At 49.9% G+C, this 16,327-nt stretch carries 15 protein-coding genes; 8 read left to right on the top strand and 7 right to left on the bottom strand.

Translation table 11 applies throughout. From position 1 onward, the window contains the following. Positions 1-261 precede the first annotated feature (261 nt). From ACUVQO_RS18730 to ACUVQO_RS18720, 3 genes are all read left to right on the top strand, one after another. Positions 262-984, top strand: a complete 723-nt coding sequence (locus tag ACUVQO_RS18730; protein WP_445927350.1) for a pyridoxine 5'-phosphate synthase — start codon at positions 262-264, stop codon at positions 982-984. Between the two features lie 133 nt (positions 985-1,117). After that, positions 1,118-1,444, top strand: a complete 327-nt coding sequence (locus tag ACUVQO_RS18725) for an MgPME-cyclase complex family protein (RefSeq protein WP_445927349.1) — start codon at positions 1,118-1,120, stop codon at positions 1,442-1,444. A 172-nt stretch (positions 1,445-1,616) separates the two neighbouring features. Next, positions 1,617-2,312 carry a hypothetical protein gene (locus ACUVQO_RS18720; RefSeq protein WP_445927348.1) on the top strand — a complete coding sequence of 232 codons (696 nt, stop codon included), beginning with the start codon at positions 1,617-1,619 and terminating at the stop codon, positions 2,310-2,312. Positions 2,313-2,333: 21 nt separating this feature from the next. Here ACUVQO_RS18720 and ACUVQO_RS18715 read toward each other — a convergent pair whose 3' ends face one another. Continuing rightward, positions 2,334-2,648 (bottom strand): hypothetical protein, encoded by a 315-nt coding sequence (locus ACUVQO_RS18715; RefSeq protein WP_445927347.1) that lies wholly within the window; start codon positions 2,646-2,648, stop codon positions 2,334-2,336. 218 nt (positions 2,649-2,866) lie between these two features. Between ACUVQO_RS18715 and psb28 the strand changes: the two genes are divergently transcribed. Both psb28 and ACUVQO_RS18705 read left to right on the top strand, forming a co-directional pair. Continuing rightward, positions 2,867-3,202, top strand: a complete 336-nt coding sequence (gene psb28, locus ACUVQO_RS18710; protein WP_445927346.1) for a photosystem II reaction center protein Psb28 — start codon at positions 2,867-2,869, stop codon at positions 3,200-3,202. A 3-nt stretch (positions 3,203-3,205) separates the two neighbouring features. Next, positions 3,206-3,718: a MogA/MoaB family molybdenum cofactor biosynthesis protein gene (locus ACUVQO_RS18705; protein WP_445927345.1), complete on the top strand. Its 513-nt coding sequence runs from the start codon at positions 3,206-3,208 to the stop codon at positions 3,716-3,718. A 47-nt stretch (positions 3,719-3,765) separates the two neighbouring features. Here the strand turns inward: ACUVQO_RS18705 and ctpB are convergent, their stop codons facing one another. Beyond that, complete coding sequence (gene ctpB / locus ACUVQO_RS18700) at positions 3,766-5,088, bottom strand: carboxyl-terminal processing protease CtpB (RefSeq protein ID WP_445927344.1); 1,323 nt, start codon at positions 5,086-5,088, stop codon at positions 3,766-3,768. Positions 5,089-5,585: 497 nt separating this feature from the next. Between ctpB and ACUVQO_RS18695 the strand changes: the two genes are divergently transcribed. Further along, on the top strand, positions 5,586-6,404 hold the full coding sequence (locus ACUVQO_RS18695; RefSeq protein ID WP_445927343.1) for a tetratricopeptide repeat protein: 819 nt from the start codon (positions 5,586-5,588) through the stop codon (positions 6,402-6,404). Positions 6,405-6,494: 90 nt separating this feature from the next. On the opposite strand, the gene ACUVQO_RS18690 is transcribed toward ACUVQO_RS18695, so the two are convergent. Beyond that, complete coding sequence (locus ACUVQO_RS18690; RefSeq protein WP_445927342.1) at positions 6,495-7,562, bottom strand: zinc-dependent alcohol dehydrogenase; 1,068 nt, start codon at positions 7,560-7,562, stop codon at positions 6,495-6,497. 151 nt (positions 7,563-7,713) lie between these two features. Between ACUVQO_RS18690 and ACUVQO_RS18685 the strand changes: the two genes are divergently transcribed. Then, on the top strand, positions 7,714-8,526 hold the full coding sequence (locus ACUVQO_RS18685; RefSeq protein WP_445927341.1) for a sugar phosphate nucleotidyltransferase: 813 nt from the start codon (positions 7,714-7,716) through the stop codon (positions 8,524-8,526). On the opposite strand, the gene ACUVQO_RS18680 is transcribed toward ACUVQO_RS18685, so the two are convergent. Continuing rightward, positions 8,518-10,002, bottom strand: coding sequence for a glutamate synthase subunit beta (locus ACUVQO_RS18680; protein WP_445927340.1), 1,485 nt, complete (start codon positions 10,000-10,002; stop codon positions 8,518-8,520). The two genes, ACUVQO_RS18685 and ACUVQO_RS18680, sit on opposite strands and share 9 nt — an antisense overlap. 120 nt (positions 10,003-10,122) lie before the next feature. On the opposite strand from ACUVQO_RS18680, the gene ACUVQO_RS18675 reads away from it, so the two are divergent. Then, on the top strand, positions 10,123-10,419 hold the full coding sequence (locus ACUVQO_RS18675) for a hypothetical protein (RefSeq protein WP_445927339.1): 297 nt from the start codon (positions 10,123-10,125) through the stop codon (positions 10,417-10,419). A 42-nt stretch (positions 10,420-10,461) separates the two neighbouring features. Here ACUVQO_RS18675 and ACUVQO_RS18670 read toward each other — a convergent pair whose 3' ends face one another. The 3 genes from ACUVQO_RS18670 to gltB all read right to left on the bottom strand — a co-directional run bounded on the left by ACUVQO_RS18670 (position 10,462) and on the right by gltB (position 16,093). Beyond that, positions 10,462-10,689: a hypothetical protein gene (locus ACUVQO_RS18670; RefSeq protein WP_445927338.1), complete on the bottom strand. Its 228-nt coding sequence runs from the start codon at positions 10,687-10,689 to the stop codon at positions 10,462-10,464. A gap of 248 nt (positions 10,690-10,937) precedes the next feature. After that, positions 10,938-11,345 carry a hypothetical protein gene (locus ACUVQO_RS18665; RefSeq protein ID WP_445927337.1) on the bottom strand — a complete coding sequence of 136 codons (408 nt, stop codon included), beginning with the start codon at positions 11,343-11,345 and terminating at the stop codon, positions 10,938-10,940. A gap of 131 nt (positions 11,346-11,476) precedes the next feature. After that, on the bottom strand, positions 11,477-16,093 hold the full coding sequence (gene gltB, locus ACUVQO_RS18660) for a glutamate synthase large subunit (RefSeq protein WP_445927336.1): 4,617 nt from the start codon (positions 16,091-16,093) through the stop codon (positions 11,477-11,479). Positions 16,094-16,327: the final 234 nt, after the last annotated feature.

Genomic DNA, 16,327 nt, shown 5'->3' with positions numbered 1-16,327 from the left:
AATTCATTCTAAGAGGTGGATGACAATTGATTTGATGAACGGTTCACTGATTTCGATAGTTTCTTCTGTTGCAAGAACTCTGCACAATCTTGAGCCTCTAACAATTAAGTCAGGTGGGAGGATCATACAATGCTATACAAATAGCGCTTGTTGGAGGGACTGGCTGCTTGAGGGCTGGTGTTCCTCTTAATTATCCACTAACCCCTGTCCCCCTCCCTTACCAGTTACAATCAAGGCGATCGCGTTCCTGGGAGAACTTCATTGCCTACACTGGGTGTCAACATTGACCACATTGCAACCATCCGACAAGCCCGCCGTACTGTCGAACCAGACCCAGTCGCGGCGGCTGTCCTGGCAGAGTTAGCTGGAGCTGATGGCATTACGGTGCATCTGCGAGAAGACCGGAGACACATTCAAGACCGGGATGTGCGCTTGCTGCGGCAAACGGTGCGAACTCACCTGAACCTTGAGATGGCCGCAACCGATGAAATGGTGGCGATCGCCCTGGACATCAAACCCGATTACGTGACTCTGGTTCCCGAACGACGGGAAGAAGTAACCACCGAAGGGGGATTGGATGTTGCGGGACAGGTTGGGCGGATGGCTCAGGTGGTCAATGAACTGCAACGAGCTGGAATTCCCGTCAGTCTATTTATTGATGCAGATGAGAAACAAATTGATGCATCAGCGTTGGTGGGAGCCAAATTTATTGAATTACACACGGGCCAGTATGCCGAAGCGAAAAGAGAATCGGAACAACAGAAAGAGTTGAAAATCTTGGAAGAGGGTTGTAAACGGGCGCTCGCCTTTGGCTTACGGGTGAATGCAGGTCACGGCCTCACCTACTGGAATGTCTATCCTGTGGCCTGCCTACCAGGAATGGAAGAACTGAATATCGGCCACACCATTATCAGTCGTGCCGCTCTCGTCGGAATGGAACGTGCCGTCCGGGAAATGAAACAAGCCATCAGGGGAGAGTTATAAATCCCCCAATCCCCCATCCTTGATCCCCGACCCCCTAAGTTATGAGTTGTGAATTAGTCTCTCAAGGCGATCGCTCTCTCGATAAAATCAGAGTTTGTAACTCAACCCTTAGACCTTTTCAAAACTCAGCGTTATGCAGACCTATTACTATGTGCTGGCTAGTCAGCGATTCATCAACGAGGAACCCCTGGAAGAAGTTTTGAAGGAGCGGACTCGTCACTACCAGGAACAGGAAAAAGAAATCGACTTCTGGTTAGTCCACCAACCTGCTTTCTTGGAAGCTCCTGAACTGGCCTCTGTAAAAGCAAAATGCCCCCAACCCGCCAGTGCCATTATTTCCACGAATCCTCAGTTTATTACCTGGCTAAAGTTGCGCCTGGAGTTTGTGCTGACCGGAGAGTTTCAAGCTCCTTCAGACAGTATTCCGCAACCTCTGGCCTCTCTCGTTCCTGCAGCTTAGGAATAAAAACTGAAGACCCTTGTATTCCGTAGGATGTGTGAGCACAGCGTAACGCATCCTACATCAGACCTGACACCCCCCATATCGGTGTATGGATTTAAGTATTCAAAGAATCACAGGTTGGTTTTGTTCAGCCCTGATGATGCCTCCGTTGATTCTGAGTTTTGGGCTGATGGTTCAATCACAACCTTTGCCAGTTCCCTCACCGGGTAGTTCATCGGCCAATCAGAATTTGGCCTGCCAACCTCCTGCGTCAGGGGAGTATTTATTACTGGTCGTCACTCGCACTTCTGATAGTCAAACCCAGGTGAAGCAGTTACTACCACCGAATACATCAGTAGCAATATGTAACTATCTGAATGACACAGTGACGCGGGTTGGTGGTTTTAGAACCGTAGAGCGGGCGAATGCCTGGGCGCGCTACATCACCGATACCACAGGATTGGCAGCCTTTGTAGCTCGTCCTGCAGAAACCCCTGCGTCTCCAAACCCAGTCTCTGGAACCCCAGGACAGGCATCAACTCTCCCCTCTCCTGGTGGGACTAAGCCAGTTGAACCTGCTCAAACCGCTACCCAATCATCTGCCAATTTATCGACCGGGTACAATCCTAAACCGCTAGGCCCCGGATATGCAGTCTTGGTTGATTACTTTAATCAACCGGAACTAGCTACTAGAGTGCAACAGCTGCTGGGTAGGCCGATTGGAGTCGTATCTTATGGTCAGCGCCCTTACCTCCTGGCTATCTATACAACGGATCAAAATGCCGCCCACATAACGCTTCAGGCTCTCAGCGATCGTGGCTTTTGGGCTACTATTGTGGATAGTCGTCGAGTTGTCCTGTTACGACAATCAGTCGCATTGCAGTAGAGCAATTATTGCAAAACGTTTCTAGGAGGGTTGGGTAGGTTTTGTAGAAGAGCAGAGGCGATCGAGCACCTGATCGGCAGTCATCAGTCTTTTAAGAACGACTTGACCAATATTCTTGGCAGCAGCTTCAACGTCAATTCCCTCACCGGGTTTGACTTCCACCATTAGAACGGCATCCTCAACTCGGTATAGCCAAAGTTGTTCCCCATTCTCCCAAATACAAAGATGCATCTGCTGGATGTGCGGTTTACGCCGCCAACCGCTCTCATTCCACAGCCCTCCCAGTTCCCATACCCGACCGACAATCCAGCCGTCCGATAAAAAGAAGTACTTCACCAATAAACCAGATGCAAGCGCGTTGCAATCGCCTGCTCAATAGTTTAGCTCATTGTTCTCAGGGAAGGGTGAGGGGTGAGGAAACCGTTCGATCAATTTGTAGCAATGTTCCGGCGGAATGTTTCTACAAAATACCGCTTTGATTAAGGTTAGTTAATGTCGTATGAGATGATGAAGAGACATCAACATTTTGTAAATCGGCAACCGCACATAGAACTATGGCTCAAATTCAGTTTTCCAGAGGGATTGACGAAGAGGTAATTCCTGACGTTCGCCTAACTCGTTCACGTGATGGCAGCAATGGTACAGCGACCTTTTACTTCCAAAATCCCAAAGCGCTCAGCAACAGCAACACTGAAAGCATCACGGGGATGTACTTGATTGACGAGGAAGGGGAAATTAGCACCCGGGAAGTGAAAGCGAAGTTTATCAATGGTCAACCAGAAGCCATTGAAGCGACCTATTTGATTAAATCAGTAGAACAATGGGATCGGTTCATGCGCTTTATGGAACGGTATGCAGAAGAACACGGACTAGGATTTACGAAGTCCTAAGCTATGATGGCTATTCCCCATCCCGATGCTATAGAGTTTGCCGTCGGTTGTGCTGTCGTGACCGTAAGTGATAGCCGGACACTGCAGGACGATCGCAGTGGTCAACTTATCCAACAGCTGCTGACAGCCGCCGGACATCGGATCCAGGTTTATACGCTGGTCAAAGATGAACCCGCCCAAATTCAGGCTCAAATTCAGACACTCAAGCAACAGCCTGACGTGGATGTATTGATTCTCAATGGGGGCACGGGAATCGCTCCCAGAGACACCACTTACGATGCGGTCGTTGCGCTGTTAGAAAAAACCCTGCCAGGATTTGGTGAACTCTTTCGCATGTTGAGTTACCAGGAAATTGGATCACGAGCGATCGCCTCCCGTGCCATTGCAGGAACGATCAATAGTCAACTGATCTTTGCCATTCCTGGTTCCACAAAAGCCGTAGCTCTGGCGATGGAAAACCTGATCCTGCCAGAGCTACGGCATCTCGTGAGCCAGCTTAGAGAAAAAGGGTCTTAATTTCGGATAATTACCGCTCGAGATATTCCGCCGGAACGTCTCGAGCTTTATTTTTCCAGGTTAATCGCTTGCTTTTCGAGGTTGGGGCGTTGAGGCTGAGCCAGGATAATTCTTTCTAGCTCAGAAATTGCACCCGCATATTGAGGGTCTTGGGGAGTTGCCAATAGTTTAGGATTAGACGCCAATCGCTTCCGATCCTGCTCGGTCAAGTCAATTTTAATATCGGGGGAAATTCCCTTATGGCTAATATCTATCCCTTTGGGGGTGTAGTAGTGAGCGATCGTCACAGCCAGACCGGAACCGTCCGATAGGTTATGGACAGACTGCACAAGTGCTTTACCAAAGGTCTGACTGCCCACAATCGTAGCCCGTCCATTGTCTTTCAAAGCTCCTGTCAAAATCTCACTAGAACTAGCAGAATTGCCATCTACCAGAACGACCAGGGGTAGCTTGGTCATTGCAGTTTGGTTATTGGTAATCTCTTCACTCTTACCCTTGCGATCGACCGTGCGCACGATCGCTCCCTGATCCATCCACATGCGGCTAATTTCCACACTGGCTTGCAGGAGGCCACCGGGATTCCCCCGTAAGTCCAGGACAAATCCATCAACTTTTTGCTCGGTTAAGCTCTTGATCGCCTTCCGCATCTGTTCAGCGGCATGAGAGCTAAATTCATTCAAGCGAATATAGCCAATGCGTCGAGTACCTTCCTGGTTGAGCGAATACCGTACCGTAGGTAATTCAATCCGGGCACGGGTCAAGGCTAGGGTGAAATCTGTAGTTCCTGGCCTACGAATTTTTAGGTTCACCTGGGTTCCAACATCGCCCCGAATGAGATTGGATGCATCCTCAACGGTCATTCCTTTGGTGGATTTACCGTTAATGGATAGGATACGATCTCCCGGCTTAAGTCCCGCTTTTAGGGCCGGAGAATTCTCGATTGGTTCCACAACCGTTAGCACTTTGGTCTTTTCATTAACTTCTAAACGAATCCCTACTCCAGAGAGTTCCCCAGAGGTTTGATCTGTCAGCGATCGATATTGAGCCGGATCCATGAAGCGAGTATAGGGATCTCCAAGTTGCTCCAAGGCTTTCCGCAGTGCCTGATAGGCATCCTTTTTGGATGTGTAGTTCTTACTTAATAAAGACTGTCGCGTTGCCTGCCAATCTACATGATTGAAATTACCGTCCACATATTCCCGGTTAACAATCTGCCATGCCTCGTCCAAGACGGCCTTAGGACTGTCTTGAAGAGCAGCTCGGACACGACCTAAACCTGGGCCAAACAAAAATACCGCGGCAGTAGCCGCAACTGCTCCTCCAAATAATGCCAATTTAGGGAGGGAAAGACGCTTCGGAGTTCGGTTCATTGAATTAACTATATGAGAGTTGAAAATTCAGCTTGCTGCAGGGACTGTAGAGCACGCCTCACACTGCCATTGACAACTTAATACCCTCGAAACCGGATTTGCTACCACTACTCAGGTTTACAGAAAAAGCCAGAGAGGAGATGACGGTCTCTGCCAGGTTGGTAATCACTAGCCAGCTACATCACAATACGCTTGCGATTGGCTGTCAATCTATAAAGCAGATGACAGTTCACCGATTGTCTTGGATGTTAAGCCACTGAAGCACTCTAACTACTTATAACGCACTCTAACTAAAGGGATAGACTGGAGAAAGTCTTTACGACAATCTAACCAGAGATTTTCAATTTCGACTAGGGGTGTTCACATAAATTTTGCTGAATTTATTTTATCTCGCTTTTATGAAAATTGAAGATTGATTACGTCTGGTGGAAGCCTTAATGCTGGCTTCGCTGATACAGACTAGTTTATTGATTAATATGTCTTGGCAGGCAGGGTGTATGACATCTTCGTCGCGTGGCACCAAAAGTTGGATTAGCTCGTTAGTTACCGGTACGATCGCTGTTGCCGCTTTAGCTGGAGTTGTTTGGATGCAGCGATCTCAGCTCGATCGTCCATCTCAATGGGTAGAAAATCCTAAGCAGGCTGAGCGGCAGGAAGCCCTACGGTTGGCCCTGCTGAAGCAATCACCCAGTTTTGGCTTTGATAATGTGTTGGCCGATTGGACGTTTCTCAATTTTCTGCAATATTTTGGGGATGACCCAGCCCGCGAAAAAACCGGCTTTTCTCTCAGTCCCCAGTATTTCGACATCATTACTCAGCTAGATCCCCGCTTTGTGGAGGCTTATCTGTTTCTTTCAGGAAGCATTTCTTATCAGCTTGGTCAACCAGAATTAGCCATTAGTCTCATGCAGCGGGGAACCAAAACCCTGTCACCCCACATTAATCCCAAAGCCTTCCAGGTTTGGCGATTTATGAGTCTGGATCAATTATTGTTGTTGGGAGATATTCCAGGAGCAATTCATTCCTTACAAATGGCGGCGAAATGGGTTGAAGGCACTCCGTATGCCGAATATGCCCTCCTGTTTGAGCAAACGGCTGATTTCCTGAAGAAGGATCCCAACAGTAAACCTGTCCGCATTGCCTCCTGGGCCACTATCTATCAACAAGCGGCAGCGATCGGCGACAAGCAAACCCAGGAGCGAGCTAAACAACAAATTGAAGCCCTGGGTGGAAAAATTTCTGTCGTGGATGGCAAATTAGTCATTGAAAGTCCACCTGCTGCTCCAGCTAAGACCAGGACGGGGAAACAGCGGTAGGGGGAGTGAGCTTTAAGTTTTGAATTGGCTTTTGCCAATGACGAATGATCAGAGACAGACGACAGTTTTACCCTAGCCACTATCCACTATTTACTCAGGAACGATCGCCACTTTCACTACCTGCCGCTGCTTCATGGCTTCAAACACATTGCCCAGTTCGGTCAGGGGTTGTTCGCCACTGAGTAATAATTCCAGGGATAAAGTGCGACTGGCTAACAGGTTCAGGGCGGCCCGGACGTATTGCGGGGTGTTGTGAAAAACTCCCTTTAATGTAAGTTCGCTGTAGTGAAGTTGGTCGGTATTGACCGTGATGGTGGAATCTCGCGGACAGCCGCCGAATAAGTTGACGGTAGCTCCCGGACGGGCGCAGGCGATCGCCAATTCCCAAACCGAGGGAATCCCCGTCGCTTCGATGACCACATCGGCCCCCCAACCATCGGTTAATTGTTTGACCAGACCGGGAACGTCTTCGACCTGCTTATAGTTGAAGGTTTTTACAGCTCCCAACTTCTCTCCAATTTGGAGCCGCTGGTCATTGCCACCAAACAGGAACACTTCTGTCAAGGGAGATTGACGAATTGACTCCTGGCTCCACTCTGCTAATCCAGAAGCTAATGCTGCCACAAACATTAAACCAATAGCTCCATCCCCCAATATCACGACCCGATCGCCTGGTTTAACATTGGCACGCGCCGCCCCATGCAGCACGCAGGCCAGTGGCTCCGTCATGGATGCCAGGGCGAAGGGCAGATGATCGGGAAGGGGTAACAAGTTTTGCTGTACGATCGGGGCAGGAATCTTCAGGTATTCTGCAAAGGTGCCATTGTTGAACAGCAAATTCTGGCAGAGAGAATATTCTTGCTTTCGACAGAAAAAACAGTTGAGGCAGGGTGCCGAGTTATTGGCCACCACGCGGTCGCCCACTTGCCAACCTGTTACCCCTGCCCCCAACGCGACAATCGTGCCAGCGGCTTCATGACCAAACAGGGTAGGAGGTTTCAGCATCTTCGCATGTCCTCCTCTCCGCCAGACTTTTAGATCGGTGCCACAGGTGGTAGCCGCGTTCACCCGGATCACCACTTCTCCAGCCGCAGGAGAGGGATCTGGAACTTGCTCTAACCGTAAATCTTCCTGACCGTACAATAGTGCAGCTAACAATCTGATCTGGCTCCAAAGTTCCACTAATTCATCTTACTGGGTTAGGGGGACATGGGTGGATGGGGAGGCGGGTGGATGGGGAGGTAGGGACGTTTCACCGAACCGCTTGTATACAAGAGGAGTTGGTAGAAAATCTGGAGTATGGAGCCAAATGGAGAACAGCCCGATGGAAGTAATTGGCCTGATTCCCTGTGGTGGACAGGCAACTCGTCTGGCCCCCCTGCCGCTCAGTAAAGAGTTATATCCTGTTGGGTTGGGATCGCTGCCAGAGGGCAAACTACGTCCCAAAGTGGTCAGCCATTACCTGCTGGAAAAAATGCGTCTGGCCGGAATCCGCAAAGCTTTTTTGATCCTGCGATCGGGTAAATGGGATCTGCCTGCCTATTTTGGGGATGGGAAATTGGTGGATATGCATCTAGGCTATCTGATGCTGGGGTTGCCCTATGGAGTGCCCTATACCCTGGATCAAGCCTATCCCTTTGTCCAGAATGCGCGGGTAGCGCTGGGATTTCCGGATATTCTGCTGCAGCCAGACGATGTGTATGTACGGTTGATTGCTCGTCAGTCTCGCACAGGGGCGGATGTGGTGTTGGGACTGTTTCCCTGCGATCGCCCTGAAAAAGCAGGCATGGTGGACTTCAATCCAGACAGTGGCTGTGTTGAGCAGATTATCGAAAAACCCCGGCAAACGCACCTGCGCTTTATGTGGGCCGCTGCTGTGTGGACTCCTGCCTTTACTCAGTTCTTGCACGAATATGTAGCTGAGCAAGAATTAATCATCAGTGCTCAGAGCCAAGCTGAAGCAGGCAAGGAATTGCCGATCGGGGATGTGATTCAGGCGGCGATCGCAACGGGGATGCGGGTGGAAACAGAAGTATTCGAGACAGGAGTTTATCTCGATATCGGCACACCCGAAGATCTGGTGTTAGCCGTGCAGCAGTATACACAATATCCTCTAAGGTAAATCGGTGTATCCCATGAGGTAGCGATCGCACTCCCGCGCCGCTTCTCGACCTTCATTAAAGGCCCAGACGACTAAACTTTGACCGCGACGACAATCACCAGCGGCAAACACGCCGGGAATGGTGGTAGCATATTTCCCGTAGTCGGCTTTGATGTTGCTGCGGGGGTCGCGATCGAGTCCCAGCGCATCCATCAGCGGCTGTTCTGGCCCCAGGAAGCCCATCGCCAGCAGTACCAGTTGGGCGGGGAGAATTTTTTCAGTGCCGGGAATGGGTTGGGGAATGAATTGGTCTTTCTCGTTGCGTTCCCACTGCACCTGAACGGTGTGAACCGCTTTTACATGACCGTTTTTATCACCCTCAAATTTGGTTGCGGTGGTCGTATATACCCGTGGGTCATCACCAAACTTAGCCGCCGCCTCTTCCTGACCGTAATCTATCCGGTAAATCTTGGGCCATTCCGGCCAGGGGTTGTCAGGGGCACGAGTTTCCGGGGGTTTGGGCATGATTTCTAACTGCACTAAACTGGTACAACCATGCCGAATGGAGGTTCCTACACAGTCGGTTCCCGTGTCGCCACCGCCAATAATTACCACATCCTTACCTTCAGCCGAGATAAAATCATCACCCCGCTGCTGATCCAATAAAGATTTGGTATTCGCGGTGAGGAATTCCATTGCAAAGTGAATCCCTTTCAACTCGCGGCCTTCGATCGGCAAATCACGGGGTTTGGTCGCTCCAATGCAGAGGACAACGGCATCAAATTCCTTTAACAAAGTTTCGGCAGGCAGGTCTTTCCCTACTTCGGTATTGCAGACAAACTTCACACCTTCCTGCTCCAGAATTCTCAGACGGCGCAGCACCACCTGTTCCTTATCCAACTTCATGTTGGGGATGCCGTACATCAGCAAGCCACCGGGACGATCGGCCCGTTCATACACCGTCACCTCATGGCCTGCGGTATTCAGTTGTGCCGCTGCCGCCAGTCCCGCAGGCCCGGAGCCAATCACCGCCACTTTCTTGCCGGTGCGTTTGGCCGGGGGATTGGGAGTGATCCAGCCTTCTTCCCAACCTTTTTCGGCGATCGAGTACTCAATATTTTTAATCGTCACGGGGGGATTGTGGATGCCCAGGACACAGGAACCTTCGCAGGGAGCAGGACAGACTCGCCCCGTGAATTCCGGGAAGTTATTGGTTTTGTGCAGGCGATCGAGGGCTTCCCGCCAGAGTCCCCGATAGACCAGATCATTCCATTCCGGGATCAGGTTATGGATGGGACAACCGCTGGCCATACCGCTGATCACAGTTCCGGTATGACAGAAAGGAGTGCCACAGTCCATACAACGCGCACCCTGCGTCCGCAGTCGATCTTCGGGCATGGGTAAATGGAATTCATCCCAGTTACGAATGCGATCGCTGGGTGCAATTTCTGAAGGTAATTCGCGGAGAAATTCGATAAAGCCAGTTGGTTTGCCCATAGTACGATTTTGGATTTACGATTTTAGATTTTGGATTGAGGGATGAAATAGTTTGGGGAGATAGGGGATGGATTAGGCTAACTAATTAAAGAAGCAGGTTAAGAGCAAGAGAGAAGAGTGATGCAAATACCAGAGAATCCAGACAATCGTGATATTCGAGAAGCATTACTTGAGCTAAGTGAGGAGTTGGGGCAGCTAGGGGGTGAGGTGAGCAAGCTAAGGAGTGAGGTAGGCCAGCTAAACAACAAAGTTGATAAACTCGATTTCAAGTTTGATACTTACCAGAAAGGCACAGATGGCACGGTAAGAATGACAACTACAATCATCATTGCAACAGCCACGGTTGTGATTATATCGGGTCTAACTCCTGCATTTACAGCTATCATTACGGCACTATCGGCTGCAAATTCAGGTTGAAGTAAAACTTTATATTTACTAGAGTTTGTTCGATTTTTCATCTTACGCTTCATTCAATATAGAATTCAAAATTTCTGGTGTTAATCCTCGCTCTTTTGCTTTCTGACTAATGTTGCTCATAATATCTTTCAGCGATCGCTTTTGCTGCGTCATATCACTCAGTTTCAAACTCAGTAAAGCCTCCATTTTGCGCTGCTGTTCTTCTGAAACAGTTTCAAATATACGGGCCGCTTCTGCATTCACTCGAATCTTAATCTCTCTAGTTTCCATGTCCATTTACTACTGATTCACTTTTAATTGTTGAATAAATTCTTTGTAATTCTCCTTATGAAGACATTCAAAGTTATCCATCCCTTTTTTAGTTAAATAGCCCTTTTTCCCTGTAAGAGGATTTTCTGCATAACTGTCAATGAAATTTAAATTTTTAGGATTGTTGTTCCAGTTAATATTAAAAGCCGCATAATTCCTGAAAAAAGTCATGTGTGCATAGTCTTGGATATGATCATGAATCCAGCAAGCTAGTGCTGTCCAATCACTTGTTTTTTATAATAAGGAACAAAGGAAGTCACAATTACACAGGCTGTTGCACCGATATATTCACCATTTCTTTTATCCCAAATGTGTCCGGCATAATTTTTTTCATTGCTGGCACAGTTGTAACCTTTTTCATTACCTCGTTGATTGACATCGCAAGAGCGGTAAGCAGAGCGAATACTGATTCTACCAAGTTCATCCTGAATTGGTTCAAGGACCTTTTCACATAAATTCTTGCCAGCTTCGATCGCTAAATCTGGATCATCAGGGATATTTGGAATGCCTTCAATCTGAGAAATTTCAGAATGCAAAAACTCCCGCATAAAAAAGCTTTTGGAGAGTTGAACTCGTCCAAATTCTTCTAAGTCTTTAACCTTTTCTGGCTTTTTCATTCCCGTCGAATGATGAAGATTTAATGCTCAGTTAAATTGTGTTCTTGATAGATGCTGTAGGGGCGGGTTTGGCAAATCAACTTTGTGCTTTGCCGTTCATCTAAGTGCGAAACCCACCCCTACCAAGGAATTTAACTTCCTCCAATGCGGGCGACATCGCGGATGTTTTCTTCAAAGGCGGCATTCAGGGCTTCATCCCCGCTGAGGTCAGAGGCGATCGCATTCTTGAGAGCCTGCAACACGCGCTTATAATCCCGTGGCATGACTTTCACGAACTTGGGTCGCATCTCCTCCCAGTGATCCAACACTTTCTGACCTTTGCGGCTGCCGGTGTAGTTCACATGGTTCTGGATTAGTTGGTAGATCTCGCTGATTTCCTCTGGGTCTTCCAGGGTTTCCAGACCGACCATGGAGGTATTGCAGCGAGTAGCAAAATCGCCTGCTTCATCCAGAATGTAAGCGATCCCGCCGCTCATCCCCGCTGCAAAGTTACGTCCGGTGGGGCCGAGAACGACGACCTTACCGCCCGTCATGTATTCGCAGCCGTGATCCCCAACCGCTTCTACGACGGTATTTACACCAGAGTTGCGGACACAGAACCGTTCTCCGGCAATCCCAGAGATGTAAGCTTCACCGCTGGTGGCTCCATAGAAAGCGACATTACCGATGATGATGTTGTCTTCTGCCGCGAAGGTCGAGACTTTGGGGGGATAGACGATGATCTTGCCACCGCTCAGTCCTTTACCCAGATAGTCATTGGCATCGCCTTCCAGTTCCAGCGTCACCCCTTTCGGGACAAAGGCTCCAAAGCTCTGACCAGCACTGCCCTGGAAGTGGAGATGTACCGTATCTTCCGGTAATCCGTACCAGTGGCGTTTGGTGATTTCGTTGCCGAGGATGGTGCCAACGACCCGGTTGGTGTTTTTGATTGGCAAGGTGGCTTTGACGGGTTCGCCTTTCTCGATCGCCCCTTTGCACAGATCCAGCAACACCGTCATGTCGAGGGATTTTTCCAGGCCATGATCTTGAGGAATCTGGCAATAGCGACCCACGTCCGGGCCGACTTCCGGCTGATAAAGAATCTTCGACAGGTCAATGCCCTTGGCTTTCCAGTGAGCGATCGCTTGCTTCGGCTCCAGCACATCGGTGCGGCCAATCATTTCATCCAGACTGCGGAAGCCAAGTTGGGCCATCAGTTCCCGCACTTCCTGTGCAATAAATTTCATGAAGTTGACCGTGTACTCTGGATCGCCGATAAAGTTCTTTCGCAGTTCGGGATTTTGGGTAGCAATCCCGGCAGGGCAGGTATTCAGGTGACAGACCCGCATCATGATGCAACCCAAAGTCACCAGAGGAGCCGTGGAGAAGCCAAACTCTTCGGCTCCCAGCAGGGCAGCAATCACCACATCTCGGCCTGTCTTCATCTGACCATCGGTTTCCACAACAATCCGCGATCGCAGATTATTCAGCACCAGCGTTTGATGGGTTTCTGCTAATCCTAACTCCCAGGGCAATCCAGCGTGTTTGATGGACGTTTGGGGTGAAGCTCCTGTACCGCCATCATAACCAGAGATCAGCACCACATCGGCATGGGCTTTGGCGACTCCAGCGGCGATCGTCCCCACACCCACTTCAGACACCAGTTTCACATTAATCCGGGCGTTGCGGTTGGCGTTCTTCAGGTCATGAATCAGTTCTGCCAGATCTTCAATAGAATAAATGTCATGGTGGGGTGGGGGAGAGATCAGCCCCACGCCAGGAGTCGAGTGCCGCACTTTAGCAATCCAGGGATAGACTTTCTTACCAGGAAGTTGGCCGCCTTCACCGGGTTTCGCTCCCTGAGCCATCTTGATCTGAATCTCTTTGGCCTGGGAGAGATAGAGACTGGTGACTCCAAAGCGACCAGAAGCCACCTGTTTAATGGCACTGTTTTTCGAGTCACCGCGATCGTTCGTCCAGGTATAGCGCTCCGGATCCTCGCCGCCTTCTCCCGTATTGGATTTGCCGCCAATACGGTTCATGGCGATCGCCAGGGCTTCGTGGGCTTCCTTGGAAATTGAGCCGTAACTCATGGCTCCCGTTTTGAAGCGGCGGGTGATGGCTTCGATGGGTTCCACCTCTTCTAGAGGAACGGGAGTACGCGGCTTGAATTCCAGCAATCCGCGCAGGGTGAAGAACTTCTGATTTTGCTCATTCACCAATCTGGCGTAGTGCTTGTAGGTTTCGTAATTCCCTGTCTGCACCGCCTTTTGCAGGGTATGAATTGTCTCCGGGCTGAACAGGTGAGCTTCCCCTTCTTTCCGCCACTGGTATTCGCCGCCGACATCCAGGGTATGACCGTTTACGTCCCGATCCGGGAAAGCATGACTGTGTCGCAGAATTGCTTCCTTAGCGATTACTTCCAGATCGGCACCCTGAATCCGGGAAGCAGTCCAGGTGAAGTATTTATCGATTACGGATTGGTTGAGGCCGATCGCTTCAAAAATCTGGGCACCGCGGTAGCTCTGCAAGGTTGAGATGCCAATCTTGGAGGCGACTTTGATCACCCCCTTGGTGACAGCTTTGATGAAATTCTTGCAGGCCGTTTTATGATCTACGTCCACCAGTAAGCCCTGTTGAATCATGTCATCCAGGGTTTCAAAGGCCATGTAGGGGTTAATCGCCCCGCAGCCGTAACCAATCAGTACCGCAAAGTGATGCACTTCTCGGGGTTCACCGGATTCCAGCACCAGTCCCACACGAGTCCGGGTGCCTTCCCGAATCAGGTGGTGATGCAGCCCGGAAACTGCCAGTAGTGCGGGAATGGGCGCATGGTTCTTGTCCACACCTCGATCGCTGAGAATAATAATATTGAAGCCCTCGGCGATCGCCTGATCCGCTGCCGCAAAAATCTGCTCCAGCGATTGCTCCAGCCCTTTCACGCCTTCTTGAGGATTAAACAGAATTGGTAGGGTAATAGACTTGAATCCATCTTCATTGACATACTTCAGCTTTGCCAACTCCGCATCACTGAGAATCGGGGTTTTCAATTCAATCAGGTGACAGCTTTCCGGCTCTGGTTGTAGCAGGTTCCGTTCCGACCCGAGCGTCGTTTCTGCCGAAGTAATAATTTCTTCCCGAATACAGTCGATCGGCGGATTCGTGACTTGGGCAAACAGTTGCTGGAAGTAGTCATAGAGCAGTTTAGGGCGATCGGACAGTACCGCTAACGGCGTATCCGCTCCCATTGAACCGACCGCTTCCACCCCATCCTTCGCCATTGGAGCTAGCAGAATCCGCAGTTGCTCAAACGTGTAGCCAAAGGCGATTTGTTGTTGAATGGTTGTGGGAGGGAGGGTATTAGGTGTTCTAATTTCCAACCCCTGCTCCCCTATCCCTGGTGCTTCCGGAAGCTGGGCTAACTCCACCATGTGCTGATTAATCCACTCGCGGTAGGGATGCTCGGTGACAATCTTGGTTTTAATTTCCTCATCGGCAACGATCCGGCCTTCTTCCATATTCACCAGGAACATCCGACCCGGTTGCAGGCGACCTTTGTGCGCCACTCGCTCCGGTTCTACAGGCAGCACTCCGGCCTCCGAGGCCATAATCACCAGATCGTCTTTCGTGACGTAGTAGCGGGAGGGACGTAGACCATTGCGATCGAGCACTGCACCCATCATCGTGCCATCAGTGAAAGCGATCGAGGCAGGACCATCCCAGGGTTCCATGAGGCAGGAGTGATATTCGTAGAAGGCTTTCTTCTCGTCACTCATGGATTCGTGGGCAGTCCACGGTTCGGGAATCATCATCATCATCGCATGGGGTAGCGATCGTCCTGCCAGAGTCAGCAATTCCAGGGCATTGTCGAAGATCAGCGAGTCACTGCCGTCGATATTGATTACGGGTTTAATCTTTTTAATGTCCTCCCCAAACAGATCGGACTCAAACAGGGATTGACGGGCATGCATCCAGTTGATGTTGCCGCGCAGGGTGTTGATTTCCCCATTATGGGCAATGTAGCGGTAGGGATGGGCACGCTCCCAACTGGGGAAGGTGTTGGTACTGAAGCGAGAATGCACCAGCGCCAGGGCACTCTCCAGGTCGGGATCATGCAAATCGGGATAGTACTGACCCACCTGCACAGGCATCAGCATTCCCTTATAGACGATCGTGCGGCAGGAGAGACTGCAGGGATACCACCAGGGATCGGTTTCGGGATTGCGGATGGTATTGTGCGATCGTTTACGGATCACATACAGCTTCCGTTCAAACGCCAAGTCGTCTACAAGATGAGAGGAGCGTTGAATGAACACCTGTTCTATAAATGGTTCACTGGCTTTGGCGGTATTCCCTAATGAAGAGTTATCCGTTGGCACATCTCGCCATCCCAGGACGGTTTGCCCCTCTTCCGTCACAATCTGCTCAAACAACCGGCGGCTCTTTTCTCGCTGAACCGGATCGGGCGAAGTATAAATCATTCCAACCGCGCATTGGCCGGGTTCTGGCAGGGAAACACCTTCAGCCGCCGCTACTTTTCTCAAAAATTTATGGGGCAGTTGCATCAAAACTCCGGCCCCATCTCCGGTATTGGTCTCGCAACCGCACGCACCGCGGTGATCCAGATTCACCAGGATTGTTAATGCCTGTTCTACAATGTCGTGCGACTTCTGACCCTTCATGTGCACGATAAATCCGACTCCGCAGGCATCGTGCTCGAACTGCGGATTGTATAAACCCTGTGGCGCTGGCAGTTGGTTAGTGTTCATTGTGATGCCCATCGATGGCGAATTAGAGGAATTAGGGATGGTTTCTAGAAAAGCAGTAATCCACTCTAGCTAGTTTGGATCTTCTAATACTTAGGCGAAGAGGGGGCAGGTCTTAAGGAAATTGTCATATCTGGAAATATGGAGATCAAGTGTGATATTTTCCTGACATTAATTTTGGGAAATAAATAGTTCTGCGTAAATATGAATAAGAGTTGGATAAGACTGGTCTTTGCC

The organism is Leptodesmis sp., assembly GCF_052746595.1.
The sequence above is the reverse complement of the archived record's forward strand: the minus strand, read 5'-3'. Positions and strand labels throughout refer to the sequence as shown.